We start from the raw sequence: 25,951 nt of genomic DNA, 5'->3' as shown, positions 1-25,951 counted from the left end.
GGTGAGGGTGGTGTCGGGGTGGTCGCTTTCGCGGAGGTGGACGGGGCCGGTGGGGGCGGCGGCCACGTAAAGGCAGTTGGCGCCTCCGGCTTCGCTGAACGACGACTTCTGCCAGGTGAGTTCGGTCATCGGAGTGCTCCTCGATGGGTGTACAGCACGTGCTGGACGAGGCCCCAGGAGTCGCGCTCCTCGTGACGGTCGGGTGAGGCCGCGGGCACGATCGAGGGGAGGGCGTTGCGCGCCAGGGTGTCGACGGCGGCGCGGTAGTGGTCCAGGTCCTGGGCCTCGTGGAGGTTGAGGGCTGCGGCCGGGTGCTCGATGAACACCGTCTCCAAGCCCGGCACACCTGGGCTGAGGAACAGGAACGGAGCGCTGACCCAGGTGTGATGGGCCCGGTCGAACGGGAGCACCTGGATCGTCACATGCTGGTGGGCGGCGGCGCGGATCAGGTGTGCCAACTGGCCGCGCATGATGTGAGGACCGCCGATCACCATGTGCAGGGCCGCCTCATGAATGATGGCGTGCAGACGGGGCGGACGTTCGCCGGTGTGGATGCGCTGACGTGCGAGTCGGAATCGGACGAGCGTGTCGATCTCAACCGTCGTCGCATCCGGCCGAGCGGACTCGAAGAGGGCCCGCATGTACGGCTCGGTCTGCAACAGGCCGGGGATCAGCAGCGTCTCGTAGCTCGCGATCTCGGTGGTGCTGTCCTCCAACTCCGCAAGGTCGATCGCGCGGGCAGGCATGACCTTCCGGTACTCGGACCACCAGCCCTTGCCGTTGCTCTCCGCCATGCGCACCAGCGCGTCAATGTACGGAGCACTTGTGCACCCGTACCCGCGCGCCAGTTCGCGGAGGCGTTCTGCGGGGATGGCGGTGCGGGCGGCCTCGATGTGATTCAGGTGCGGACGCCCCATGTCGATGAGTGCGGCAGCGTCGGCGAGGTTCAGGCCAGCGGCTTCGCGGAGCTTGCGCAGTTCGATGCCGAGTCGTCGCTGACGTTCGGTGATGTGCAGCCGTAGGGCCAAGTGTGGGCCTCCCTGAAGTTCGGGGCCAGTTTGCCGTCTTGGCCGGACCGGGTCCACCGATCTAGCTAAGCAGGTTGCTAACGTGCTGAGTTGTATCTACGTTGTGTGAGGCGACGCTCACGCAGAGATGCCGGAAGCCTCGCTGTCGACGTATACGCACGCGCGCCGCGTCGCGGAAGTGCACCGCCGGATCGGCTGGCCGTGCCGACGTCGACGAGGGCTCCGGGATTCACCTTCACCGTTCATCGAGTTGCTCCGCGCCCTGGAGGCGTCAGCCATGGAAAATCCGCTCACCTACACCCTGTTCACTCCCGCCGTCGTGACCTCGCCGAAGGTCTGCCGGGACTTCGTACGTTCCACGCTGGAGACCCTCGGGCACGGGGCGCTCGCCGATACGGCCGCCCTGTGCACCTCCGAGTTGGTGACCAACGTGCATCAGCATGTCCGGGGCGAGGTCCACCTCAGAACCACCATCGAGCGGGGTGGCGTGCGAGTGGCTGTGTATGACGGGAGCCGTTCCGTGCCCGCGCGGTGCTCGGGAGGTGTGGACGCCGAGGGCGGACGCGGGCTCGTCCTGGTGGAGGCGCTGGCGCACGGGTTCGGTGTGACCAAGGTCCGTGACGGAAAAGGCGTTTGGTTCTGGCTGGCCGCAGAGGCGCCGTAGGGATTGCGGGACGCTCACGCGCCGCGGGCGCCACCGTGTGCCTGCGTCACCAGGTCGATCGCGACCTCCAGGGCTGCCTTGCGCTTCTCCTCGGGGTCGCCCTCGACGTCCTTGAGGGCGAACATCCCCGCGTGCATCGTGAAGAGCGCGCTCACGCAGCGGACCTGGTCGATCAGGGGCATGTCCGGCTCCTTGATGATGTCCATCATCACCACCATGCGGTCCTTGAACGACTCGCCGACGCTCAACTCCCGTACGGTCGCCTGGTTCTCGTGCATGAAGCGGAAGAGCGGTGACGCGGTCGACAGGGCCTCGCTGTAGCGGCGGAGGACCTCCTGCTTGGTGACGAGGCCGTGCGGCTGTTCCTTTGCCCACACGATCAGCTCGTCCATCGGCCGGGTCATGTCCTGGAACAGGCTGATGAGGATGTCTTCCTTGGTCTTGAAGTGGTAGTAGAGGGCGGCCTTGGTGACGGCGAGCCGCTCGGCGATCTCGCGCAGCGACGTCTTTTCGTACCCCTGTTCGGCGAACAGTTCCAGAGCCACGTCCTGGATGCGCTGGCGGGTGTCCCCCCGGCGCTGGTGCTTCGTGCCACCCATGCCGCCCGTGCCCTGCGTGCCATCCATGGTGCCGCCGCCCATCGTCGTACTCCTTGTGCTCCCCGACGGCCCCGCCGGTCAAGCCTGGGAAAACTTACTTGACGACCGGCTAGTTCCGCGTCTACGTTCCCTCAGTGTAGTCAACTAGCCGGTCGACAAGTAAGTGCCAGGGGGCGTCAGTGGATGCCAGTGGGGGCTGAGCAGTCGGGTCGGCGGCATCCAGGAAATGGGGACGGACGATGTCGGACGCTGTTACGGACGCGGAGAAGGCCGAGGGCGGTGAACAACCGAGGAGCGTACGGGTCGTACTGCTCGCCCTCATGATCGCGATGCTGCTCGCGATGCTCGACAACATGATCATCGGGACGGCCATGCCGACGATCGTCGGCGAACTGGGCGGGCTCGAGCACCTGTCGTGGGTCGTCACCGCGTACACCCTCGCCACGGCCGCCTCCACCCCGATCTGGGGCAAGGTCGGCGACATGTACGGGCGCAAGGGAGCCTTCCTCAGTTCGATCGTGATCTTTCTGATCGGATCGGCGCTCAGCGGCATGGCCCAGGACATGGGGCAGCTGATCGGGTTCCGGGCCGTTCAGGGGCTCGGCGCCGGCGGGCTCATGGTCGGGGTCATGGCGATCATCGGCGACCTGATACCGCCCCGCGAGCGCGGCAAGTACCAGGGGATGATGGCCGGCGTGATGGCGTTCGCCATGATCCTTGGGCCGCTGGTGGGCGGCACGATCACCGACCACTGGGGATGGCGCTGGTCGTTCTACATCAACCTGCCGCTGGGCGTGGTCGCGCTGATCGCCGTCACCGCCGTACTGCACCTGCCGAAGAAGACCGAGAACCGGTCGTGGCGGCGCATCGACTTCCTCGGGGCCGCACTTCTGACCGTGGGCATCACCTCCATCGTGCTCGTCACGACGTGGGGCGGGACCGAGTACGCGTGGGGCTCGGCCGTGATCATGGAGCTGACCGCGATCGGGGTGGTCTCGCTCGTGGGCTTCCTCTTCTGGGAGACCAGGGCGGCGGAGCCGGTGATGCCGCTGCACATCTTCAGGAGCCGGAACTTCACGCTGATGTCGGTGATCGGTTTCATCACCGGGTTCGTGATGTTCGGGGCCGTGCTGTTCCTGCCGCTGTACCAGCAGTCGGTGCAGGGGGCGTCCGCGACCAACTCGGGCCTGCTGTTGCTGCCCATGCTGGGTGCGATGCTCGCCGTGTCGATGGTGGCGGGGCGGGTGACCACGGGGACCGGCAAGTACAAGGTGTTCCCGGTGGTCGGCAGCGTGCTGATGACGGCGGGGCTCTTCCTGCTCTCCCAGATGGACACGGGGACGTCGCGGCTGACGTCCGGGCTCTTCATGGCCGTGCTCGGGGCGGGCATGGGGTGTCTGATGCAGATCACCATGCTGGTCGCGCAGAACAGCGTCGAGATGAAGGACATGGGTGTCGCCTCGTCGTCGACGACCCTCTTCCGGACGCTCGGGTCGTCCTTCGGTGTCGCGATCATGGGCGCGCTGTTCAACAGCCGGGTGCAGGACGTCATGGCCGAGCGGGCCGGAGACCTCGGGTCCAAGGTGACCGAGCAGTCGGCGCAGCTGGACGCGGCGAGCCTGGCGAAGCTGCCGGAGGCGGCTCGGGAGGCGTACCAGTACGCGGTGTCCGGGGGGACGCACTCCGCGTTCCTGCTGGGGGCCGGGGTGGCTGTGCTGTCCCTCGTGGCTGCCGTGTTCGTGAAGGAGGTTCCGCTCAGGGGGGCGGGGGCTCCGAAGCCGGGTGAGGGCGCGGGGGCCTCCGAGGGCGCGGCCGGGGAGGCCGCGGGAGCGAAGGCGGTCCCCGAGGCTGTGTGAGGGGCGGCAATAGGGAGGGGCTGAGTACGTGACGTACTCAGCCCCTCCGGCGTCTGAGAAGCGTCTCAGCGGGGCGTCTCAGCGGGGCGTCTCAGCGGGGTGTGTCAGTGGGGCGTGTCAGTGGGGCGTGTCAGCATCGGGAGCATGGACAGGCTGCGACAGCTTCGGCTGGCCAAGGACGTGATGGACCGGGAGTGGGCCGAGCCCGGCCTCGACCTGGACGCGGTCGCGGCGCGTGCGGGGTACTCGCGGTATCACTTCATCCGGGCCTTCAAGGAGGCGTACGGGGAGACGCCGGGGCAGTACCTCACACACCGGCGTATCGACCGGGCCGAGGACCTCCTGCGCACCGCGAACCTGTCCGTGACGGAGATATGCCACCTGGTCGGGTTCAGCAGCCTCGGCACCTTCTCGGCCAGGTTCAAGGCCTGGACGGGCCTCACCCCGAGCGAGTACCGGGCGAAGCACGTGGGCCGTGGGGCCGCGCTGATCCCCGGGTGCTACGCGATGCTGTGGGCCGGAGGGTGGCGAGCGAAGCCCGGTCAGGAGCCCTGTGAGAAGAGCGGGCAAGGCAGCAATTCTGAAGAAGCGGGCTGACGCGCGGTCCGCCTAGCGTGGCAGGGCGCACACATGCCCCGGGCGAAGGGGTACGCGCACCTCAGTCACGTCATCCCGTACGAGCAGGAGCACGTCATGATCAAGGGACTCGCGATCTCGACCATCTGGGTTCTCGACCAGGACCGGGCCAAGGAGTTCTACACGGAGAAGCTGGGCCTGGAGGTGCGGACCGACATGACCATGGGCGACGGCGGCATGCGCTGGCTCACCGTCGGCGTGCCGGACCAGCCCGACGTCGAGCTGACCCTGATGGTGCCCGGGCCGCCCGCCATGGACCCGGAGTCCGGGGAGATGGTCAGGAAGCTCGTCGCCAAGGGGGCCCTGGGGGCCGGCGTTCTCGCCACGGACGACATCCACGGGGACTACAAGAGGCTCAAGGAGCGGGGCGTGGAGTTCCTCCAGGAGCCCCAGGAGCGGCCGTACGGGACCGAGGCCCTGTTCCGGGACGACTCAGGGAACTGGTTCTCCTTCACCCAGCGCCGCGAGGGCGGCCCCGACTTCGACAAGGAGTGGGCAACTGGCTGAGGGACGTCCGGCTGAGGGACGTCCGGCTGAGAGGGGTCCGGCTGACACGGGCCCGCCGGGCTACGGCAGCATCGGATAACTGCCCGTGTTCGTCGGGGCGTGCTCGGGGAGCCACAGCACCGCCACCGCCCCCTCGGCGGGCACGTCCTCGGGTACGCCGGCCGGGCGTACGTTGCGGAAGGTCAGGCGGGCGCCGAGCACCCGGGCCTGACCGGCCGCGATGGTCAGGCCCAGGCCGTGGCCCTGGCCCGCGCGGTCGGACGCGCCCGTACGGAAACGGCGCGGGCCGTCGGCCAGCAGGTCCTCCGGGAAACCGGGACCGTGGTCGCGGACCCGGATCACACGGCCCTCGACCGTGACCTCGATCGGCGGCCTGCCGTGCTTCGCCGCGTTGGCCAGCAGGTTGAAGAGGACGCGTTCCAGGCGGCGCGGGTCCGTCGTGACCTCCGACTCGTGGACGACCTGTACCGCGATGTCCGCGTCCTTCGCGGCGACGCGCCGCGCCACGAACTCGCCCAGCATGATGTCCTGCAACTCGGCCCGCTCGGAGGCGCTGTCGAGCCGGGCCACCTCCAGGACGTCCTCCACGAGCGTGCGCATCGCCTGGGCACGGTCGCGGACCAGCTCCGAGGGGCGCCCCGGAGGCAGGAGCTCCGCCGCCGTCAGGAGGCCCGTGACCGGAGTGCGCAGTTCGTGCGCGATGTCCGCCGTCACCCTCCGCTCGGCCTCGATGCGCTGCTGGAGCGCGTCCGCCATGGCGTCCACGGCCCGCGCGAGGTCGTCGGTCTCGTCGCGTACGACACCGCCGATCGCGTCCCGGACCCGTACGTCGGTCTCACCCTTGGCGACCTGGTTCGCCGCCGACGCCGCCTTGCGCAGCCGGCGCGACATCTGGCCGCCGATGAGCACACCGAGCGCGCAGCCACCGAACACGACCGCGATCGAGCCGATGACCAGGGCCTGGTCGAGGTCCTTCATGATATCGGCGCTGCGGTCGGTGAACCGGGTGTGGAGCGACAGCACTCTGCCGTCCTTGAGCGGCACCGCGGCCCATATGTCCGGCACGCCGTGCGGGCCGTCGGCGACGTACGTGGCACGCCGGCCCTCCGACACCTTCACCAGCAGGTCCTGCGGGATCGTGGGGTCGTCGACCCGCACCCCGAACGCCCCCGGGTTCTGCTGGCGTCCCGACTCGTACATGCGCTGGGCGACCTGGATCCGCTCGTCCGCCAGGTCGCGGGAGTTGTCCAGCATCGACACGCGTGCCGCATTGTGCACGACCAGGCTCAGCGCGAGCGCCACCAGCGCGCCGACCAGGGCGATCGCCGCGCTCAGCTTCCAGCGCAGACCGGTGCGCAGGCCGAAGCCGGTGCGCGTCAGCCGCCCTGCCAGCCGTGTCACAGGGCCGCCTGTCGGTCGTCCCACAGGGCCGCCTGTCGGTCGTCCCACAGGGCCACCTGCCGGTCGTCCCACCTCTGTACCTCTGAACCTCTCCGTACCTTTGAACCTCTGTACCTCTGTCACCCCTGCTCAGGCCTTGAGCTTGTAGCCGAAGCCGCGGACGGTCTCGATCCGGTCCTGTCCGATCTTCGTCCGCAGCCGCTGCACATGGACGTCCACGACCCGGGTGTCCCCGCCCCAGCCGTAGTCCCACACGCGTTCGAGCAGCTTGTCACGGGACAGCACCGTGCCGGGCGCCGAGGAGAACTCCAGCAGCAGCCGCATCTCGGTCGGCGTCAACGCCACCGGCTGCCCGGACCGCCGTACCTCCATGCCCTCGGTGTCGACCTCCAGCTCACCGAAGGACAGGACGCCACCGACCGCGCCCGGCCCATGGCCGTCCCCTTTGACCGCGCCGCCGCTCGCGTGCCCGAACCGGCGCAGTACCGCCCGGATGCGCGCGACCAGCACGGCACCGTCGAACGGTTTGGTCACGTAGTCGTCGGCGCCCGCCTCCAGGCCCAGGACGACGTCAATGGAGTCGGCCCGGGCCGACAGCATGATCACGGGAACGGTCGACTCGTCCCGGATGCGCCGGCAGAGACTGACCCCGTCCAGGCCCGGCAGCATCACGTCCAGCAGCGCGATGTCGGGGCGGTCGGCGCGGAACGCGTCCAGGCCGGCCAGTCCGTCGGGCACGGCGGTGACCGCGAAGCCGTCCCGCTCCAGCGCGAGTTGGGTGGCCTCGCGGATGACGTCGTCGTCCTCGACGAACAGGACGTGGGTCTGCTCTGCCATCCGTTGCCCTCAGTTGCTCTCTGTCGGCTTCAGTGTCTCTGCGGGCGCCACCGTGGGCACCGGGACCGGCTCCGAGGGGTCCGTATCGTCCACCGCGCCGCTGTAGTCGTTGTGCGTACGGGATTCTTCCGCGAAGCGGTTCATGCTCCAGCGGTAGGTGATCACTTCCTCGCTGGACGGGAACTCGACCGGGTCGCCCTTGCCGTACAGCTGCTGGGTCACCACCAGGGCGCCCCGGTCGATCTCCGCGTACACCGGGGGCTCCTCGGCCCTGAAGACGTTCTCGTAGCCGCTGCGCTTCGCCCGGTACACGTACGAGGCGACACCGACAGCGTCCCCGCAGGTCATCACGTTGACCACGATGTCGTTGGCGGATCCGCCGGTCAGTTTGCCGTACGACACGTCGACCGGGTACTCGTCGGCCACGCACGGATGGAGATCCCGCTTGACCGCTTTGCCGACCCTGGGGTCCGCCCTGACCAGTTCGACCACCTGAGCCGTGGTCTCGCGGCTCTCGGTGGGCGAGGCGGAGGGCGATGCGGTGCCCTTGGCCCGTGAGTCGTTGCCCGCCGGGCCCTCGTCGCGGGCACCGGTGCCGCCGGTGCCGCAGGCGGCGACGAAAAGCCCGAGGGCGGTGATCACGGCCACTGCCGTGATCACCGCCTTCAGGGCCTGGCCGGTGCCGTCGGGCCCCGGCCGGTTGCTCAGGCCGCGCAACGCTCCCGCTCCTTAATGGGTTCGAGCGCGCGGGCGGCGCGTTCTGCTTGGTCCCGGCTCTCCAGCTCCTCGCGGAGCCGGGCCAGCGCCCGGTGCAGCGTGCTCTTGACCGTTCCGGCCGACATTCCGAGGGCTGCGGCCGTCTCCTCCGTGGACATCTGCTCCCAGTGTCGCAGCACCACGACGCTGCGTTGCTTGGGAGCGAGCACCTTCATCACATCCATCAGCAGGGCGCGGTCCGCGTGCTGCTCGGTGGGGTCGTCGACGGAGGCGTCCGGGAGCTGCTCGGTCGGCACCTCCTCCAGCTTGCGGGCCCGCCACCACTCGGTCCGGGTGTTGATCATCACGCGGCGGAGGTAGGCGTCCGCGAGCCGCTTGTCCGCGATGCCGTCCCAGCGACCGTACGTACGCGCGAGAGCCGTCTGCAGCAGGTCCTGTGCGTCGACCGGGTCCGGAACCAGTCGGCGGGCGCTGCGCAGCAGCGCGTCCTGCCGAGTGCGGACGTACTCCTCGAATTCGAGCACCTCGCCGTGCGCCATTCCAACCGCCTCCGTTCCCCGTGTCCCGGCCCGTGCCCCTGCCCGCCGCCGGTCGCTGTCGCTTGTCGCCGTACCGCTTCGCGTGTGTTTCTGCGGTACGGCAATGAAGCTACGGAGCCGTTGTCACGGGGCTGTCCGAGAGAGCCTGCGGAGAACGCTCGGCTGTCCGTCGGTTGTGTAACGGAAGTAGGGCCGGGCTAAAGAGGAGGGCCCTTTGGGGGGAGTATGAGGTGATTTGCCGGGGCGGCGTTGTGTGTCGGTGAGCAGAGCGCTGTGACACGGCTGAGGGCGGGACCGAGGCGGGACCTGAGTGGGCGTGAGCGCATACGGGGGCGACCGCCGTCGTTACGAGGCGGTCGCCATCACCGGGCCCAGACGGTCGCCGTGATCACGGCGAGGCGGTCAGCCCCCGCGATCAGGTGATCAGGTGATCAGGTCAGAGGCAGGCGGTACAGGCCACCCGGCAGGGGCTCGACCAGTCCGTCGGAGACCAGGCCGTCGAGGGCGCGGGCGCGCTGCACGGGCTCGTCCCACACACGGTCGAGTACGGCCTGCGGCACGGGCGCGAGCGCCTCCCGCAGTACGGCGAGGAGCTTGCCGCGGACCTGACGGTCGGTGCCGGCGTACGTCTGACCGCGGCGAGCCGGACCCTCGTGCGCGGGCTTCCCGGCGAGCCGCCACGCGCACTGCGCGGCGATCGGGCAGCGCTGGCACGTCTCGTTCTTCGCCGTGCACACCAGGGCGCCGAGCTCCATGCTGGCGGCGGCCCAACGGGAGGCGGTGCGCTCGTCGTCGGGCAGCAGTTCGCGGGCGAGCCTGCGCTCGGCGGCGGTCGTCGCGTTGGGCGGGTACTGCACGCCGGTGACCGCGCGGGCGAGGACGCGACGGACGTTGGTGTCGAGGACGGCGTGCCGCTGCCCGTACGCGAACGACGCGACAGCGGCGGCCGTGTACTCCCCGATGCCGGGCAGCGCGAGCAACTGCGCGTGCTCCGTCGGTACGTCGCCGCCGTGCCGTTCCGTTATGGCGACCGCGGCGCCGTGCAACCGGAGGGCGCGCCGCGGGTAACCGAGGCGGCCCCAGGCGCGTACGGCCTCTCCGGGTGCCTCCTTGGCGAGGTCGGCGGGGCGGGGCCAGCGGGCCAACCACTGCTCGTAGACGGGCAGGACGCGGTTGACGGGGGTCTGCTGCAGCATGAACTCACTGACCATCACCCCCCAGGACCCGGCCTCGGGCCGCCGCCACGGCAGGTCACGGGCGTGTGCTTCGAACCAGTCGATGACCGGCTCGTGAAGGGTGCATCCGGCGGACGTCGGCATGGTGGGGGTGTGGGAGCTCGGGGTGTGCGTGGGTGCAGTCATGGCACTTCGATCCTGCCATGCAGAGGTGGCGGAGTGTGCGTATCGGGTTGCGGTGGGTGGGTCGTGGTCGCCTTCCTGAGGACTGAGAGCACCCGCGAGGCGCTGTATCCAGGATGATGATCCGGAGAAAGTAGTGCGGGGGCGGCGGGGTGGGGCAAGGTAAGTGGCGGATCTCTCGTACAGTTTGCGGCGTGGGATCTTTGCGCAATCCGGTCGGGCCGCTTCCCTCCTCCATTTACTGGCGACGGAGGGCTGTTCTGCTGACCGTCCTCGCCCTGTTGGCGCTGCTCGCCACCTGGGTCGTCGTCGCCAGCAGCGGCGGGAACGGCAAGGACACTGCGAACGGGTCCGACGGCAAGAACCCCGCGCCCTCGATCACACCGGGCCCCACCGGTTCCGGGCCCGCGATCAGCCAAGCCCCCGGCGGGCGCGACGAGTCGCCCGGAAGCGGAGGCGACAGTTCTGGTTCCGGTGACGGCTCGGACGGCTCGGGCAACTCGAACGACGGCTCCGGCTCGGGGGACGTGGGCGGCTCCGGATCGAGCAGTGGTTCGGGCGGTGGCTCCAACGGCGACGGCAGCGGCGGGGAAGGCGGCGCCTCCGGCGATCAGGTCCCGGCCGGGTCGAGCCTGCCCAACTGCACCGCCGAGGCGGTGAAGTTGACGGTGCGCAGCGCCAAGAACACGTACGAGCACGATGAGAAGCCCACCTTCGAGTTGATCGCCCGGAACTCCTCGGGCAGCGACTGCAAGGTCGATCTCGGCCCGACGAAAGCCGTGGTGACGATCACTCAGGCCGACGGCGACGACGAGATCTGGTCCTCCGCCGACTGCCCGCAGAGCGCCGGCAGCCTCACCTTCCGCGTGCGCGCCGAGGGCAGCGCCACCTACACCGTCGCGTGGGACCGCAAGCCCAGCTCCCCCAACTGCGAGACTCCGCCCAGCGGTTCGGCCACCGCGGGTACGTACCTGGTGGAGGCGAAGGCTCCGGGGCTGGCGAAGGCGCAGACGTCGTTCGTCCTGGCGAAGGACTAGAGGGACTAGAGCGAACCAGGCGAGCCTCAGGCTCATCAGTCGGATTAGCGGTCCGTAGTGATTCCGTGGCAGGCTGTCACGCGCACGCCCGGCGCCCAGGCGACGTCGGGCACCCTCCTCGGTGAGATCGCGAGACCTCACCGACCAGCGTCCGGAGGGACGTGTCACGAGGGCTGACGGCTCCCGCCGTTCGGCACCAGGGCACGAAGGCGATTGGCTCACATCCCTGAGCAAGACTGGGGATCCCTAAGCCAATCTGAGACGCTGAGCCCAAGACCCCTAGACGTACCTCTCAAGAATCGACGACTCCGCCAGCCGCGACAGCCCCTCCCGTACGCTGCGCGCCCGCGCCTCGCCGACGCCGTCGACCGTCTGGAGGTCGTCCACGCTCGCGGCGAGCAGCTTCTGCAGGCCGCCGAAGTGCTCCACCAGCCGGTCGATGATCGCGCCCGGCAGCCTCGGCACCTTGGCCAGCAGCCGGAAACCGCGCGGTGACACGGCGGAGTCCATCCCCTCGGGGGAGCCCGTGTAGCCCAACGCCTTGGCCACCGTGGACAGTTCGAGCAGCTCCGCGTGTGTGAGCGCGTCCAGCTCGGCGAGGGCCTCGTCGACCGTACGGGAGCGTTTGGCCGTCGGCTCGGGGACGTAGTCCCGGACCACCAGCTCGCGCTCCGGCTCCACGCCCGCGATCAACTCGTCCAGCTGCAGGGCGAGGAGACGTCCGTCCGTGCCCAGCTCCACCACGTACTCGGCGATCTCCGTGGCGATGCGGCGCACCATCTCCAGCCGCTGCGCCACCGCCGAGACGTCGCGGACCGTCACGAGGTCCTCGATCTCCAGGGCGGAGAGCGTGCCCGCGACCTCGTCCAGGCGGAGCTTGTACCGCTCCAGGGTCGCGAGGGCCTGGTTGGCGCGGGAGAGGATCGCCCCCGAGTCCTCCAGGACGCGGCGCTGACCGTCGACGTACAGCGCGATGAGCCGCATGGACTGGGAGACCGAGACGACCGGGAAGCCCACCTGCCGGGAGACGCGGTCCGCCGTGCGGTGCCGGGTGCCCGTCTCCTCGGTCGGGATCGTCGGGTCGGGCACCAGCTGCACGCCGGCCCGCAAAATCTTCGACAGGTCCGAGGACAGCACGATGCCGCCGTCGAGCTTGCACAGCTCCCTCAGACGGGTCGCCGTGAACTCGACATCCAGGACGAAGCCGCCGGTACACAGTGCCTCGACGGTCCTGTCGGAGCCGAGCACGATGAGTCCGCCGGTGTTGCCGCGGAGTACCCGCTCCAGTCCGTCGCGCATGGCCGTACCCGGCGCCACAGCGCTCAGAGAGGTGCGCATCAGGCCATCGGAACCGGCACTCCCACCGGACTTTCCGGGAGCTGCCACCCGGTCGTTGGCTGCCACTGCACTCCTCCGGTCGCAGGTTCTGGGGCGCTCCCGTTTCGCACACCTGGTTCGTACGGACGGGCGAGACCTGGGCAAAGTCTACCGGCGGTCCTCCGCCTCCCGTGGGGCGTCCCGGCGACGGGAGCGCGGGAGGACTCTCAGCGCGTCCCCCATGTCGGCCACTTCCAGGACCTTCATGCCCGGCGGAATCTTGCCGGGATCGCCCGGCACGAGGGCGTGCGTGAAGCCGAGGCGGTGGGCTTCGGCGAGGCGCCGCTGGACGCCCGTGACGCGTCTCACCTCGCCCGCGAGGCCCACCTCGCCGATCGCGACGAGGTTCTTGGGCAGCGGGGTGTCACTCGCGGCCGACGCCAGCGCGAGCGCGATCGCGAGGTCCGCGGCCGGTTCCGAGAGCCTCACGCCGCCAACTGTCGCGGAGTAGATGTCCCTTTTGCCCAGAGCGCTGATCCGGCCGCGCTGCTCCAGGACGGCGAGCATCATCGAGACACGGGAGGTCTCCAGGCCGGAGGTCGTACGACGCGGGGAGGGGATCTGCGAGTCGACCGTGAGCGCCTGGACTTCGGCCACCAGCGGGCGGCGGCCCTCCAGCGTCACGGTGAGGCAGGTGCCGGGCACCGGCTCGTCGCGCCGCGTCAGGAACAGACCGCTGGGGTCGGCCAGCCCTGTGATGCCCTCGTCGTGCAGCTCGAAGCAGCCGACCTCGTCCGTCGCCCCGTAGCGGTTCTTGACGCCTCGTACGAGCCGCAGGCGCGCGTGCCGGTCGCCCTCGAAGTGCAGCACCACGTCCACGAGGTGCTCCAGCAGGCGCGGACCCGCGATCGCGCCGTCCTTCGTGACGTGGCCCACAAGGAGGGTGGCCATACCGCGCTCCTTGGAGGCGCGGATCAGGGCTCCGGCGACCTCGCGGACCTGGGCCATGCCGCCGGGGGCCCCGTCGATCTCCGGGGACGCCACGGTCTGCACCGAGTCGAGGATCAGCAGCGACGGCTTCACCGCGTCCAAGTGGCCCAGCACGGCGGCCAGGTCGGTCTCCGCCGCGAGGTAGAGGTCGTCGTGGATGGCGCCGATGCGGTCGGCGCGCAGCCGGACCTGGCTCGCCGACTCCTCGCCCGTGACGTACAGCGTGCGGTGGTCGCCGCCCGCCGCCTTGGCCGCCACGTCCAGCAGCAGCGTGGACTTGCCGACCCCGGGCTCGCCCGCGAGGAGGACGACGGCTCCGGGGACGAGTCCGCCGCCGAGGACGCGGTCCAGCTCGGGCACGCCGGTGGTGCGGGCGGTGGCCTGGCGCCCGTCGACCTGGCCGATCGGCACCGCGGACGTCGTGACGCGGCCCGGTGCCGTCGTACGGACCGCGGGCGTGCCGTACTCCTCGACCGTCCCCCATGCCTGGCATTCGGGGCAGCGGCCGAGCCACTTGGCCGTCTGCCAGCCGCACTCGGTGCAGCGGTAGGACGGCCGGTCCTTGGTGGTCTTGGTACGGGCAGCCATGGGCGAAACCGTAACGGAGCCCACTGACAGCGCGGCCCCGCTTCACGAGGGCCGCGGCCCCGGGCCCCGCGTTCTGGCCCACCCGACCGGGTGTGAGCGGCGGAATCAGGCGTTCCTGTCCCCTTATGAGGGATCGTTTCACCCGTATGGATTAAATGTGCGCAAGGAGGAAGAAGGGACCATTGCCCGCCGCATACGGTCCCATGGGTGATGAGCAGCACCCCGCAGATCTCCACCCGCACCGCCGGCGCACACCGAGCGCACCGCGAGGCACAGGACCGGGCGGCCACGCGCACCCGGACGCAGCGCCCGCCCGCCCGCCACGAGCCCTACGAGCCTTACCTGGACGGCCTGTTCACCTACTGCCTGTCCGTCCTGTGCGACCACGACACGGCGACCGCCGCCCTGGCCGACGGCCTCGCCCTCGCCGAGCGCCGCCGGGGCCCCGACGCCCCGGACGACCGCCGGGCCTGGCTGTACGCGCTGGCCCGCTGGGCCTGTCTGCGCAAACTGGCCGAGGCCAAGCAGAAACGTCAGGGCGTGCATGCCTCCGGCCGCCACGGCGCCGAGAATCAGCGCGCTCAGAAGCCCGCACCCGGCCTCCCCGCGGAACTCCAGGCACAGCGGCAGCGCGAACTCACCCTGCTCGCCTGGCCCGAGGCCGCCGGCACGACACCCGAGCAGCGCGAGGCCCTCGAACTCGCCGTACGCCACCAGCTCGCCGCCCAGGAGGTCGCCGCCGTCATCGGCCAGGCCCCCGCCGCCGCACGCGAACTGCTCGCCTCCGCCGCCTGCGAGGTGGAACGCACCCGGGCCGCCCTCGCCGTCGTCGAGACCGGAGGCTGCCCCAGCGTCGCTCGGCTCACCGGCGACCACCAGCTGGTCCTCAGCGCCACCCTGCGCCGCGAGCTCGTCCGGCATGTCGACGACTGCCCCCACTGCCGCCGCACCGCCGAGCGCGCCACCCCCGGCCGCTGGCCCGGCACCAGCGTCACACCCGCCGCGCTCCCCGTACTCGAGGCCCCGCGCGCGGCCCTGCACTCGGCGATGGCCCACCTCACACGCGCGCGTGGCGGTGCCCCGCGCTTCGACCGGCGCGGCTTTCCCATGGACCCCCGGGACCGCGCGGCCCGCCGCGACCGCCTGCGCGCGCGTGCCGTGACGACGACCGTCGTCGCCACCGTCGTCGCCGCGCCCGTCCTCGCCCTCTGGGCCGCCTACCGGGGGGCGCCCCCGACCGGCGAGGGCGGCGGCGACCGCACCGCCGCCGCGCGCGAGAGCCACGGCGCCGACGGGCTCGCAGGCGAGGAAACGGGCGAGTACGAGAACGCCGGCAACGCCAGCGCCCGGCCGGACGCCCGCTACGACCGACCGGGCAAGCACGCCTCCGACGTCTCCGTGGAAGTCGTCAGCACCCCCGGAAAGGGCGCCGGAACACTCACGGTGCAGGCCACCGGCCGTGGCGACACCACGCTCATCACCCTGACCGCGTCCGGGAACTCACCGGTCCACTGGTCCGCGCACACCGGCCAGAACTGGCTCTACCTCAGCCAGTCCTCGGGAACCCTCGCCCCCGGCGAATCGCTGACGATCAAGGTGTACGTCGACCATCTGCGCGAGCCGGCCGGGTACTGGAGCGCACGGGTGTCCATCGGGCCCACCCGGGACGTCGTCTCCATCCAGGGGTACGGGAGCGCTCCGCTGCCGAGCCGCCCTCCGCGGCCCACCACGCCCGGGCCGCGGCCCACGCCGAGTTCCCCTCCTCCGACGTCCGCGCCCGACCCCACGCCCAGCGACCCGGGGTCGGCGGATCCGACGCCTACGCCGTCCCCGTCGGACCCATCTCCCTCGGACCCGAGCCCGTCGGATCCGAACCCGTCGGACCCGGGTAGCCCGGACCCGGGCTCCTCGGGCCCCGAAGGATCGACCCTGGCGCCCAGTGGCAGTGGCGAAGCGAGTCCCTCTGAGGGGTAGCCGGAAGCGGCCGAAGCGGACGGAAGCGTCTGCCGGGTTGCTGTGGCGTGCGGAGTGCCGGTCTTCCGTGGCTGGTCGCTCCCCCACTCTCGGCTGCGCTCGAGCGGGGGGACCCCCATCGCGGCGGAGCCGCACATTGATACAGCCCCGCGCCCCTTAGGGGCGCAGCCCCCTCAGTCCGCCGGATCCACCGCATCCACCGCATCCACCGGATCCGCCGGATGCGGGGCCAACAGCGGCAGCCGCGACGCCAGGCGCTCCTCGCAGAGCTCGGCCAACCGGTCGTACCCCGCCTTGCCCATCAGTTCGACCAGCTCCGGACGGTACGAGACGTACACCGGGTCGCCCGCTCCGTGCGCCGAGGTCGCCGATGTGCACCACCAGTGGAGGTCGTGCCCGCCCGGGCCCCAGCCGCGCCGGTCGTACTCGCCGATGGAGACCTGGAGCACCCGGGTGTCGTCGGGCCGGTCGATCCACTCGTACGTCCGCCGGATCGGCAGCTGCCAGCAGACATCCGGCTTGGTCTCCAGGGGCTCGCGGCCCTCCTTGAGCGCCAGGATGTGCAGCGAGCAACCCGCGCCGCCCGGGAAGCCCGGCCGGTTCTGGAAGATGCACGAGCCCTGGTACGGGCGCGTCTGGCGCTCCCCGTCCTCGTCCTCGGAGACCCAGCCGGTCTTCGTGCCCACGTCGTGGTGCTGCCAGATCTCGGGTGTGAGCCTCGCCACGTGTTCGGCCACCCGCTTCTCGTCGTCCTCCTCCGAGAAGTGGGCGCCCAGCGTGCAGCAGCCGTCGTCCGCGCGGCCCGCCTGGATGCCCTGGCAGCCGCTTCCGAAGACGCAGTTCCAGCGGGAGGTCAGCCAGGTCAGGTCGCAGCGGAAGACCTGCTCGTCGTCCGCGGGGTCGGGGAACTCCACCCACGCGCGCGCGAAGTCGAGCCCCTTCTCGTCGGGCTCCGGGGCGTACGGGGCGCCCTTCCCTGGGTTCGTGGATGTGGCAGGCTCCGCCTGCGAAGAACCCTTGGCGGATTCGGCGGCCTTGGTCGGCTTGGCCGCTTTGGTCGGCTTGGTCGGCTTGGCCGCCTTGTCGTTCTTCGCCTTTTTCGTCTTTGGCACGCGTCCAGAGTAAGACCACGCGGCGACAACGAGGACTGCGCGGGCTCCCGCGGGCAGTAGCGTTCCGTACATGAGACTCGGTGTCCTCGACGTGGGTTCGAACACGGTGCATCTACTGGTCGTGGATGCACACCCAGGCGCGCGCCCGCTGCCCGCGCATTCGCACAAAACCGAGCTGCGGCTCGCTCAACTCCTCGACGGCAGCGGGGCGATCGGCCCCGAGGGGGTCGAGAGCCTGATAGGCGTCGTCCAGGAGGCGCTGCAGGCCGCCGAGGACAAGGGTGTCGAGTCCGTGCTGCCGTTCGCCACGTCCGCCGTGCGCGAGGCCAGCAACGCGGACGACGTCCTCGCGCGCGTGCGCGAGGAGACGGGCGTCGAGCTGACGGTCCTGACCGGCGAGGAGGAGGCCCGCCTGACCTTCCTGGCCGTACGCCGCTGGTACGGCTGGTCGGCGGGCAAGCTGCTGGTCCTGGACATCGGGGGCGGCTCCCTGGAGATCGCGTACGGCATGGACGAGGAGCCGGAGCGAGCGGTGTCGCTACCGCTCGGCGCGGGCCGGCTGACGGCCGGATGGCTGCCGGGAGACCCGCCCGACCCGGCGGACATAAGGGCGCTCCGCCGCCATGTGCGGGCGGAGATCGCCCGTACGGTGGGGGAGTTCAGCCGCTTCGGCGCCCCCGACCACGTGGTCGCCACGTCGAAGACCTTCAAACAACTGGCCCGGCTGGCCGGCGCCGCCCGCTCCGCCGAGGGTCTCTACGTCCAGCGCGAGCTGAAGCGGGGTTCCCTGGAGGCATGGGTGCCGCAGCTCGCCGGGATGACCGCCGCCCAGCGCGCGGACCTCCCCGGGGTCTCCGAGGGCCGCGCCGGCCAGCTCCTCGCGGGCGCCCTGGTCGCCGAGGGCGCCATGGACCTCTTCGGCGTGGAAAACCTGGAGGTCTGCCCCTGGGCACTGCGCGAGGGCGTGATCCTGCGGCGACTGGATCACATGGGTTCGTCATAGAGAGGGCAGGGGCCGCGCCCCAAAGGGGCGCGGGGAACTGCGCGCCCAGCCGCAGACACCCCGCACCCGCCCACGGTGAAGTCCACGACGGCGGGAACGCGCCTCGGCCCCACCGTCGGAGGCGTCCCGCACCCGCCCACGGTGAAGTCCACGACGGCGGGAACGCGCCTCGGCCCCACCGTCGGAGGCGTCCCGCACCCGCCCACGGTGAAGTCCACGACGGCGGGAACGCGCCTCGGCCCCACCGTCGGAGGCGTCCCGCACCCGCCCACGGAGAAGCGCCCAACCGGGCACAGGCACCCCCAGCCCAGCCGCCGGACGCACAGGGCATCCCACCTCCCCGGCCCACAGACCGAGACCACCCCGTAATCTGTCCCCGTGGCAGAACCAGTGGTGCGCATCCCGGATGCGAAGGTCGCGCTGTCCACGGCCTCCGTCTATCCGGAGTCGACAGCGACGGCTTTCGAGATCGCCGCGCGCCTCGGGTACGACGGAGTCGAGGTCATGGTGTGGACCGACCCGGTCAGCCAGGACATCGAGGCCCTGCGCCGCCTCAGCGACTACCACCAGATCCCGATCCTGGCCGTCCACGCCCCCTGCCTGCTGATCACCCAGCGCGTGTGGTCCACCGACCCCTGGATCAAGCTCCAGCGCGCCCAGGCCGCCGCCGAGAAGCTCGGCGCCGGCACCGTCGTCGTCCACCCGCCCTTCCGCTGGCAGCGCCAGTACGCCCGTGACTTCATCACCGGGATCTGGCGCATGGCGAACGAGACGGACGTACGGTTCGCCGTCGAGAACATGTACCCCTGGCGCTACCGCGACCGCGAGATGCTCGCCTACGCCCCCGACTGGGACGTCACGCGGGACGACTACCGTCACTTCACGATCGACCTCAGCCACGCCGCGACGGCCCGTACCGACGCCCTCCAGATGCTCGACCGCATGGGCGACCGCCTCGGTCACGTCCACCTCGCCGACGGGGGCGGCTCCAACAAGGACGAGCACCTGGTCCCCGGCCGCGGCACCCAGCCCTGCGCCGAGGTGCTGGAGTGCCTCGCGCACACCGGCTTCGACGGTCACGTGGTCATCGAGGTCAACACCCGCCGCGCGATGTCCGGCGCCGAGCGCGAGGCCGACCTGGCGGAGGCCCTCGCCTTCACCCGGCTGCATCTCGCCTCGGCAGTGAAGGTGCCGCGGCCGTGACCGCGGCCACGCCCCGCCGCAGGGGACGGCCCTCCCGTACGGAGTCGGCCGACGCCCCGGCCGCCCGCGACCGCATCCTCGAAGCGGCCCGTGAGGAGTTCTCCGAGCGCGGCTACGACAAGACGTCGGTGCGCGGTATCGCCAAGGCCGCCGGGGTGGACTCGGCGCTCGTCCACCACTACTTCGGCACCAAGGAGCAGGTCTTCGAGGCGGCCATCTCGATCGCCGTCGCACCCGCCCTGGGCGCCCCCAAGGCGGTCGAGGAGGGTCCTCTCGACAGCGTCGGTGAGCGGCTGACCCGGTTCTTCTTCGGCATCTGGGAGACCCCGGCGACCCGTACGCCTCTCCTCGCGATCGTTCGTTCCGCTGTGAACAACGAGACCGCGGCCGCCGTGTTCCGCCGCATCATCGCCGCGCAGCTGCTGCGCCGCATCGCGGGCCGCCTGGACGTCCCGGACGCCGAGATCCGCGCCGAACTCGCCGCCGCGCAGCTCGTGGGCATCGCCATGCTGCGGTACATCATCAGGATCGACCCGCTGGCGTCGGCGGACCCGGAGCAGATCATCGCGCGGGTGGCACCGGTGGTGCAGGCGCACCTGACGGGGCCGTGAGTCCTCAGCCCCGACGCTGAGCCCGCAGCCCCAGCCCCGACCCTGAGCCCGCAGCCCCGCCCTTAAGCGCTCAACCCCGAGTCGGCGCCGCCCCCGCCCGGGCACCGCCCTCCGAGACACACATCCCGCATTCCGGACAGCGTGTCCACCCCTTGGTTCACGGGCGTAGGCTCGGCAACAGTCAGACTCTCATCAGAAGTCTCTGATCGCAGTCTCAAAGGAGCGAGCGCGATGCCCGAGCTGAGGTCCCGCACAGTCACCCACGGCCGCAACATGGCGGGCGCCCGTGCCCTTATGCGGGCCTCCGGGGTACCGGGCGCGGACATCGGGCGGAAGCCGATCATCGCGGTGGCCAACTCCTTCACCGAGTTCGTGCCGGGCCACACCCACCTCCAGCCGGTCGGCCGGATCGTCTCCGAGGCCATCCGTGAGGCGGGTGGCATCCCGCGCGAGTTCAACACGATCGCGGTCGACGACGGCATCGCGATGGGCCACGGCGGCATGCTGTACTCGCTGCCCTCCCGCGACCTGATCGCCGACAGCGTGGAGTACATGGTCGAGGCCCACTGCGCCGACGCCCTGATCTGCATCTCCAACTGCGACAAGATCACCCCGGGCATGCTGAACGCCGCCCTGCGGCTGAACATCCCCACGGTCTTCGTCTCCGGCGGCCCCATGGAGTCCGGCCGCGCCACGCTCGTCGACGGCACCGTCCGCACGCTCGACCTGGTCGACGCGATCTCCGACGCCGTGAACGACAAGGTCTCGGACGAGGACATCCTCCGCATCGAGGAGAACGCCTGTCCGACCTGCGGCTCCTGCTCCGGCATGTTCACCGCCAACTCGATGAACTGCCTGACCGAGGCGATCGGCCTCTCCCTCCCCGGCAACGGCTCGGTCCTGGCCACCCACACGGCCCGCAAGGCGCTGTACGAGGACGCGGCCCGCACGGTCATGGACATCACCCGCCGCTACTACGAGCAGGACGACGAGTCGGTCCTGCCGCGCTCGATCGCCACCTTCGCGGCCTTCGAGAACGCCATGGCCCTCGACATCGCCATGGGCGGCTCCACCAACACGATCCTGCACCTGCTGGCCGCGGCCCAGGAGGCGGAGGTCCCCTTCGGCCTGAACGAGATCGACGCGGTCTCGCGCCGGGTGCCCTGCCTCGCCAAGGTCGCCCCGAACGTCGCCAGGTCGCGCACGTACTACATGGAGGACGTGCACCGCGCCGGCGGCATCCCCGCCCTGCTCGGCGAGCTGCACCGCGGGGGCCTGCTCAACGAGGACGTGCACTCCGTGCACAGCCCGTCCCTGGCGGACTGGCTGAAGACCTGGGACGTGCGCGGCGGGTCTCCCTCGCCCGAGGCGGTCGAGCTGTGGCACGCGGCCCCGGGCTGCGTCCGCTCCGCCGAGGCCTTCTCCCAGTCCGAGCGCTGGGAGGCCCTGGACGAGGACGCCGAGGACGGCTGCATCCGCTCCGTGGAGCACGCGTACTCCAAGGACGGCGGCCTGGCCGTCCTCAAGGGCAACCTGGCCGTCGACGGCTGCGTGGTGAAGACGGCCGGCGTCGACGAGTCGATCTGGACGTTCGAGGGCCCGGCGGTGGTCTGCGAGTCGCAGGAGGAGGCCGTCCAGAAAATCCTCACCCAGCAGGTCAAGGAGGGCGACGTCGTCGTCATCCGCTACGAGGGCCCCAAGGGCGGCCCCGGCATGCAGGAGATGCTCTACCCGACCTCGTACCTGAAGGGCCGCGGCCTCGGCAAGGCGTGCGCCCTGATCACGGACGGCCGCTTCTCCGGCGGCACCTCGGGCCTGTCCATCGGCCACGCCTCCCCGGAGGCGGCGTCCGGCGGCACGATCGCGCTCGTCGAGGACGGCGACCGCATCCGCATCGACATCCCGAACCGTACGATCGAGCTCCTCGTGGACGACGCCGAACTGTCCCGCCGCGAGCAGGCCCTGAACGGCGCGTACGTCCCCAAGAACCGCGACCGCAAGGTCTCCGCCGCCCTCCGCGCCTACGCCGCGATGGCCACGAGCGCCGACAAGGGCGCGGTGCGGGACGTGACGAAGCTGGGCTGACGCGTACGTCCTCCGCTCGCGCAGGGGGCCGTTCCTTCGGGAGCGGCCCCCTGCGCATGTCACCAACCTGAGGGGTCGCCCCGGTCCACCGCGAACACCGTTCCGTCGGGTGCGCCCGCGCAGACCAGGTCGCCGGCGACCACGGGCCCGGGCAGCGCGGCCGACACCCGGTCGGAGTGCTCGCCGAGCCGTGGCGATGTCTGCCCCAGGAGCTTGCCCGTGCCGGCGTCCACGGCCAGCAGCCGCCCGTCGGGGGCCATGAAGTACACGCGCTCGCCGTCCGCGACGGGCACGGAACCCCGGCTCACGGAGGTCTCCAGGCTCCACCGCTGCTTCCGCGCGCCCATGTCGACGGCCACGAGCGACCCACCGGTGCCCACGAGGAACACCGTGTCGCCGTGCACGGTGGCGGCGGCCTGCTGGCTCTGCACCGGCAGGCGCACCCGGAGCGACTTCCCGGTCTCCGGGTCGTAGCGGACGACGGCGTTCGTGTCCTGGTACACGCTGTCGACGGCGAGGAAGTAGACGCGCCCGTCCTCGCTGCCGACGGGCTGCAGGAAGCCCTTCAGCCGCGCGTCCCACCGCACGTCACCCGTGACCGGATCCACCGCGGTGACCCGCGTACTCGACCCGTCGACGGCCGTGGTCGCCAGATAGGCCAGGCGATCCCCGTCGAACGAGGTGACCAACGCGTCGCTGTGCCCCTGGATCGGGTGGCTCCACTTCCTCTCGCCGGTCGCGCCGTCCAGACCGGTGACCGTGCCGTCGGCGGAGCCGAGCAGCACCATGCCGCCCACGGAACGCATGCTGTCGTACGCGGATACGTCCTTTTCCCAGCGTGTCCTGCCCGAGCCGGGGTCGAGCGCCTCCAGACGCTGGTCACCGCCCGCCCACACGTGCACCAGCCCGCCCGACACGACAGGCTGCCCGGTCACCTCCCCCTTGGCCGGGGTGTGCCGCCACAGCACGCTGCCGTCGGCCGGGTCGAGAGCGGAGACCAGCCCCGGCTGCGCGCAGAGCAGCTTCCCCTCCCCGTACGAGCACTGAGGCGTACTTCCGGCCTCGGCCCCGCCGGCCGTGGAGCCGCCCTTTGTGGACGCGGGCTTCTCGGACGCGGGCCTGGTGTCCCAGGGCTTCACACCCGCCGAGGCGGATGCGGCCGGGGGAGCACCCTCCCTCTGCCCGGCGGCACCGCCACCGAGCAACTGAACCGAACCGAGCGCCACGCCCACGGTGAGGACCAGGGCTCCTGCGGCAAGGAGCGCACGTCTACGCAGACGAGGGGCGGCGGTCGCGTCGGCTGGCTCAGCCGAATCAGCCGAATCAGCCGAATCAGCCGAATCAGCCGAATCAGCCGAATCAGCCGAATCAGCCGAATCAGCCGGCTCGGTCGGCCCGGCCGTCTCGGCCCTCTCGGCCCTCTCGGCCCTCTCGGCCCTCTCGGACAGGCTTTCCCAGGGGCGGTTGGGGGCGTACGGCCCGCCCTCCCGCTTCGACGCGTCGCCGCCGGTGGCAACCGCACCATCCGCCGACGCGACCGCGGTGTCCGCCCGCTGGGCCGGTATGAAGGACTGGGTGTCGTACAGGGAGGCCGCGGACCGGAGTTCGCGCATCAACTCGTCCGGCGTGGGCCGGTCCTCGGGCTCCTTGGCGAGACAGCGCAGGACGAGCGGCGCGAGGTTCTCCGGTACGCCGGTGATGTCCGGCTCGTCGTGCACGACCTGGTACGCGACCACGTACGGGCTGTCGGAGTCGAACGGCCCGCGCCCCGTCGACGCGTGCACCATCACCGAGCCCAGCGCGAAGATGTCGGCCGCGGGCCCGACCTCCCTCGGGCGACGGAACTGCTCGGGCGCCATGAACGGCGGAGTACCGATCAACTTCCCGGTCTCGGTCCGCAGTTCGCTGTCCTTCGGCCGGGAAATGCCGAAGTCGATGACCTTGGGACCGTCCTCGGCGAGCAGTACGTTGCTGGGCTTCAGGTCCCGGTGGACGACCCCGACCCGATGGATGTCACGCAGCGCCTCCGCCAGCCCGGCCATGAGCCGGCGCAGCTGGGCCGGAGGCATCGGACCGTTCCGCTTCACATGATCCGCGAGCGTCGGCCCGGGAATGAAGAGGGTGGCCATCCAGGGGAGTTCGGCCTCCGGATCGGCGTCGACGACGGGCGCGGTGAAGGCACCGCTCACCCTCCGCGCGGCGCCGACCTCCTGCCGGAACCGCCCCCGGAACTCCGGATCCTTGGCGAACTCGGCGTGCACCACCTTGACCGCCAGCCGCAGCCCGGAGGCCGAACTGGCCAGATGGACGACACCCATGCCGCCCGAGCCCAGACGCGACTCCAGGCGGTACTGGCCGGCGTACTCGGGAAGTTCCGCTTCCGTGCCCGTTCCGGCGTTCGTCTGTGGCGTCATCGACTCACCCCCGTGCTGTTCGTCCGCACGCGCGACGCCCGAGCCTAGTCGATGACTCGTACGAGTCAGAGGCGGCTTGCTAGCCTCGGCATGCGAAGAGCGCACATGTGTGCGTGGCCGGATTTAGGGGAATCATCGCGATCCCATGGCGATCATGGGCTTAACGGGGGAGGTATGCATGTCTGTTGACCGTGTCCAGGAGACAGAAGGCAGAGAAGGCACAGCAGACACAGAAGTCACGGAAGTCACCGAAGACCGAGAAGGCTTGGAGGCCGTCACGACGGCCACCGTGGCCGCGGCTGTTCGCTACTACTCGGTCGCACCGGGCGTCCGTCTCAACGTCCGCAGCGGCCCGGGCACCAACTACAGCATCGTCCGCGTCCTGCCCGAGGGCGCCAGGGTCCCGATCTACTGCCAGCGTCCCGGCGAAAGGATCAGCGGCCCGTACGGCACGACGAACATCTGGGACAACATCGCCGACGGCGACTACATCTCGGACGCGTACGTGTACACGGGCAGCAGCGGCTACGTGGCACCGCGCTGCGCATAAGGCCGGCGAGAGGCTCGTGAGCCTCATGAGCGTCACGAGCCACGCTGAGGTGAGAGCCGACCGTGTACGGCACGGCTCTCGGACCAACGGTTCGGCTGGACGCGGCTCGGCTGGGCCCGACTCGGGCCGTGCCCGCGCAACAAACGCGGGCACGGCCCTTCCGACGTCGTGGTGCGACAGCCGGCGGAGTCACCCGGAGCGGCTGCGGGCCCAGCGGAGACCGCCTCCATAACCGCAGCCATAATTGCGGCGTGAGCGACGAGCAGAGCGGCATAGCGGCCAACGGCACTCCAGCGAACCCCACCACGGCGACCCCCAAGGGCCCGCGCCCCGAACCCATCCGGTTCTTCGGGACGACCTGGCTCAACCACGACGACGGCTACCGGGCCCGTCGCGTGGCGGTGTCCGCCGGCTCGCTCGCCGCGGCCGCGGCCGCCTGTGTGGTGCTCCGGCTGGCCTACCAGGGACTGCAGATCGCGGCCGTGGGCGGCTGGGTCAGCCTGCTCATCGTGGTGATGTTCGCGGCGTGCAGCGCGCTGGCCTTCGGCCACACCTGGGGCGCGTTCACCAAGCGCCCCGACCCCGACCGCCAGGCCTCCCTGCGCGGCCTCATGACCATCGGCTTCGTCGGCTCCCTCCTCGCCTACTTCTTCCGCTCCCTCGCCGAGGCCCCCGGCGAGAAGCTCCACCGCGAGGAGTACGAGAAGGCCCGCACCCAGTACGACCGCCGCACAACCCGCCGCACAGGCAACCCGGCCCGCCGACGCCGCGGTTAGTCCGGTGCGGCGGTCGGTAGTCCGGTGCAGTGGCCGGCCGGTCCCGAACTGTCACACCCTCCCGGTCCGACACCTCACCCGCACATGATCGACCCACCGGCCGCCAGCACCGCCTCCCCCCTCACCCGGCACACTCCCTGGCCCAAGCC

Annotated in this window: 24 protein-coding genes; 12 read left to right on the top strand and 12 right to left on the bottom strand. The window is 70.8% G+C overall.

Annotated features, from left to right (window positions below):
- On the bottom strand, window positions 1-129 hold a 129-nt coding region (locus FPZ41_RS28380), incomplete at its 3' end, for a DUF397 domain-containing protein (protein WP_152866504.1).
- A complete protein-coding gene (locus FPZ41_RS28375; protein WP_152866503.1) occupies window positions 126-1,028 on the bottom strand; it encodes a helix-turn-helix domain-containing protein in 903 nt (300 codons plus the stop codon). The genes FPZ41_RS28380 and FPZ41_RS28375, both read right to left, overlap by 4 nt.
- A gap of 277 nt (window positions 1,029-1,305) precedes the next feature.
- On the opposite strand from FPZ41_RS28375, the gene FPZ41_RS28370 reads away from it, so the two are divergent.
- Window positions 1,306-1,692 carry an ATP-binding protein gene (locus FPZ41_RS28370; protein ID WP_152866502.1) on the top strand — a complete coding sequence of 129 codons (387 nt, stop codon included), beginning with the start codon at window positions 1,306-1,308 and terminating at the stop codon, window positions 1,690-1,692.
- Window positions 1,693-1,706: 14 nt separating this feature from the next.
- Here FPZ41_RS28370 and FPZ41_RS28365 read toward each other — a convergent pair whose 3' ends face one another.
- A complete protein-coding gene (locus tag FPZ41_RS28365) occupies window positions 1,707-2,291 on the bottom strand; it encodes a TetR/AcrR family transcriptional regulator (protein WP_152866510.1) in 585 nt (194 codons plus the stop codon).
- A 239-nt stretch (window positions 2,292-2,530) separates the two neighbouring features.
- On the opposite strand from FPZ41_RS28365, the gene FPZ41_RS28360 reads away from it, so the two are divergent.
- The 3 genes from FPZ41_RS28360 (at window position 2,531) to FPZ41_RS28350 (ending at window position 5,290) form a co-directional block, all read left to right on the top strand.
- On the top strand, window positions 2,531-4,147 hold the full coding sequence (locus tag FPZ41_RS28360; protein ID WP_152866501.1) for an MDR family MFS transporter: 1,617 nt from the start codon (window positions 2,531-2,533) through the stop codon (window positions 4,145-4,147).
- Window positions 4,148-4,291: 144 nt separating this feature from the next.
- A complete protein-coding gene (locus tag FPZ41_RS28355; protein WP_152866500.1) occupies window positions 4,292-4,744 on the top strand; it encodes a helix-turn-helix transcriptional regulator in 453 nt (150 codons plus the stop codon).
- Window positions 4,745-4,840: 96 nt separating this feature from the next.
- Window positions 4,841-5,290, top strand: coding sequence for a VOC family protein (locus tag FPZ41_RS28350; RefSeq protein WP_152866509.1), 450 nt, complete (start codon window positions 4,841-4,843; stop codon window positions 5,288-5,290).
- Between the two features lie 60 nt (window positions 5,291-5,350).
- Here the strand turns inward: FPZ41_RS28350 and cseC are convergent, their stop codons facing one another.
- The 5 genes from cseC to FPZ41_RS28325 all read right to left on the bottom strand — a co-directional run bounded on the left by cseC (window position 5,351) and on the right by FPZ41_RS28325 (window position 10,145).
- Entirely contained in the window at window positions 5,351-6,739 is a 1,389-nt protein-coding gene (gene cseC, locus FPZ41_RS28345) for a two-component system sensor histidine kinase CseC (protein ID WP_407698828.1), read from the bottom strand.
- A gap of 81 nt (window positions 6,740-6,820) precedes the next feature.
- On the bottom strand, window positions 6,821-7,528 hold the full coding sequence (gene cseB / locus FPZ41_RS28340) for a two-component system response regulator CseB (protein ID WP_152866499.1): 708 nt from the start codon (window positions 7,526-7,528) through the stop codon (window positions 6,821-6,823).
- Window positions 7,529-7,537: 9 nt separating this feature from the next.
- On the bottom strand, window positions 7,538-8,245 hold the full coding sequence (locus FPZ41_RS28335; protein WP_152866498.1) for a hypothetical protein: 708 nt from the start codon (window positions 8,243-8,245) through the stop codon (window positions 7,538-7,540).
- Entirely contained in the window at window positions 8,233-8,784 is a 552-nt protein-coding gene (locus FPZ41_RS28330) for a SigE family RNA polymerase sigma factor (RefSeq protein WP_131567291.1), read from the bottom strand. Before FPZ41_RS28330 ends, FPZ41_RS28335 begins: the two co-directional genes overlap by 13 nt.
- A 431-nt stretch (window positions 8,785-9,215) precedes the next feature.
- On the bottom strand, window positions 9,216-10,145 hold the full coding sequence (locus FPZ41_RS28325) for an HhH-GPD family protein (RefSeq protein WP_152866497.1): 930 nt from the start codon (window positions 10,143-10,145) through the stop codon (window positions 9,216-9,218).
- A 191-nt stretch (window positions 10,146-10,336) separates the two neighbouring features.
- Between FPZ41_RS28325 and FPZ41_RS28320 the strand changes: the two genes are divergently transcribed.
- A complete protein-coding gene (locus FPZ41_RS28320) occupies window positions 10,337-11,179 on the top strand; it encodes a hypothetical protein (RefSeq protein ID WP_322620838.1) in 843 nt (280 codons plus the stop codon).
- 279 nt (window positions 11,180-11,458) lie between these two features.
- Here the strand turns inward: FPZ41_RS28320 and disA are convergent, their stop codons facing one another.
- Both disA and radA read right to left on the bottom strand, forming a co-directional pair.
- Entirely contained in the window at window positions 11,459-12,583 is a 1,125-nt protein-coding gene (gene disA, locus FPZ41_RS28315) for a DNA integrity scanning diadenylate cyclase DisA (RefSeq protein ID WP_322620837.1), read from the bottom strand.
- A gap of 81 nt (window positions 12,584-12,664) precedes the next feature.
- Window positions 12,665-14,074, bottom strand: coding sequence for a DNA repair protein RadA (gene radA, locus FPZ41_RS28310; RefSeq protein WP_152866495.1), 1,410 nt, complete (start codon window positions 14,072-14,074; stop codon window positions 12,665-12,667).
- 210 nt (window positions 14,075-14,284) lie between these two features.
- Between radA and FPZ41_RS28305 the strand changes: the two genes are divergently transcribed.
- Window positions 14,285-16,048 carry a BACON domain-containing protein gene (locus FPZ41_RS28305; RefSeq protein ID WP_152866494.1) on the top strand — a complete coding sequence of 588 codons (1,764 nt, stop codon included), beginning with the start codon at window positions 14,285-14,287 and terminating at the stop codon, window positions 16,046-16,048.
- A 173-nt stretch (window positions 16,049-16,221) separates the two neighbouring features.
- Here FPZ41_RS28305 and FPZ41_RS28300 read toward each other — a convergent pair whose 3' ends face one another.
- Window positions 16,222-17,160 (bottom strand): hypothetical protein, encoded by a 939-nt coding sequence (locus FPZ41_RS28300; RefSeq protein WP_322620836.1) that lies wholly within the window; start codon window positions 17,158-17,160, stop codon window positions 16,222-16,224.
- Between the two features lie 70 nt (window positions 17,161-17,230).
- On the opposite strand from FPZ41_RS28300, the gene FPZ41_RS28295 reads away from it, so the two are divergent.
- The 4 genes from FPZ41_RS28295 (at window position 17,231) to ilvD (ending at window position 22,062) form a co-directional block, all read left to right on the top strand.
- Window positions 17,231-18,163 (top strand): Ppx/GppA phosphatase family protein, encoded by a 933-nt coding sequence (locus FPZ41_RS28295; protein ID WP_152866493.1) that lies wholly within the window; start codon window positions 17,231-17,233, stop codon window positions 18,161-18,163.
- 378 nt (window positions 18,164-18,541) lie between these two features.
- A complete protein-coding gene (locus FPZ41_RS28290) occupies window positions 18,542-19,366 on the top strand; it encodes a sugar phosphate isomerase/epimerase family protein (RefSeq protein WP_322620835.1) in 825 nt (274 codons plus the stop codon).
- Complete coding sequence (locus tag FPZ41_RS28285; protein ID WP_131567319.1) at window positions 19,363-19,977, top strand: TetR/AcrR family transcriptional regulator; 615 nt, start codon at window positions 19,363-19,365, stop codon at window positions 19,975-19,977. The genes FPZ41_RS28290 and FPZ41_RS28285 overlap by 4 nt, the downstream gene beginning before the upstream one ends.
- Before the next feature lie 231 nt (window positions 19,978-20,208).
- Complete coding sequence (gene ilvD, locus FPZ41_RS28280) at window positions 20,209-22,062, top strand: dihydroxy-acid dehydratase (RefSeq protein ID WP_152866492.1); 1,854 nt, start codon at window positions 20,209-20,211, stop codon at window positions 22,060-22,062.
- A 59-nt stretch (window positions 22,063-22,121) separates the two neighbouring features.
- On the opposite strand, the gene FPZ41_RS28275 is transcribed toward ilvD, so the two are convergent.
- Window positions 22,122-24,476, bottom strand: a complete 2,355-nt coding sequence (locus FPZ41_RS28275; RefSeq protein ID WP_152866491.1) for a serine/threonine-protein kinase — start codon at window positions 24,474-24,476, stop codon at window positions 22,122-22,124.
- A gap of 178 nt (window positions 24,477-24,654) precedes the next feature.
- On the opposite strand from FPZ41_RS28275, the gene FPZ41_RS28270 reads away from it, so the two are divergent.
- Together FPZ41_RS28270 and FPZ41_RS28260 are read left to right on the top strand one after the other, a co-directional pair.
- A complete protein-coding gene (locus tag FPZ41_RS28270) occupies window positions 24,655-25,026 on the top strand; it encodes an SH3 domain-containing protein (protein ID WP_152866490.1) in 372 nt (123 codons plus the stop codon).
- Window positions 25,027-25,277: 251 nt separating this feature from the next.
- Entirely contained in the window at window positions 25,278-25,802 is a 525-nt protein-coding gene (locus tag FPZ41_RS28260; RefSeq protein WP_407698827.1) for an EamA/RhaT family transporter, read from the top strand.
- Window positions 25,803-25,951: the final 149 nt, after the last annotated feature.

The organism is Streptomyces acidicola, assembly GCF_009377235.1.
GTDB classification, from domain to species: domain Bacteria; phylum Actinomycetota; class Actinomycetes; order Streptomycetales; family Streptomycetaceae; genus Streptomyces; species Streptomyces acidicola.
This window is presented reverse-complemented; position numbering and strand designations above follow the sequence as displayed.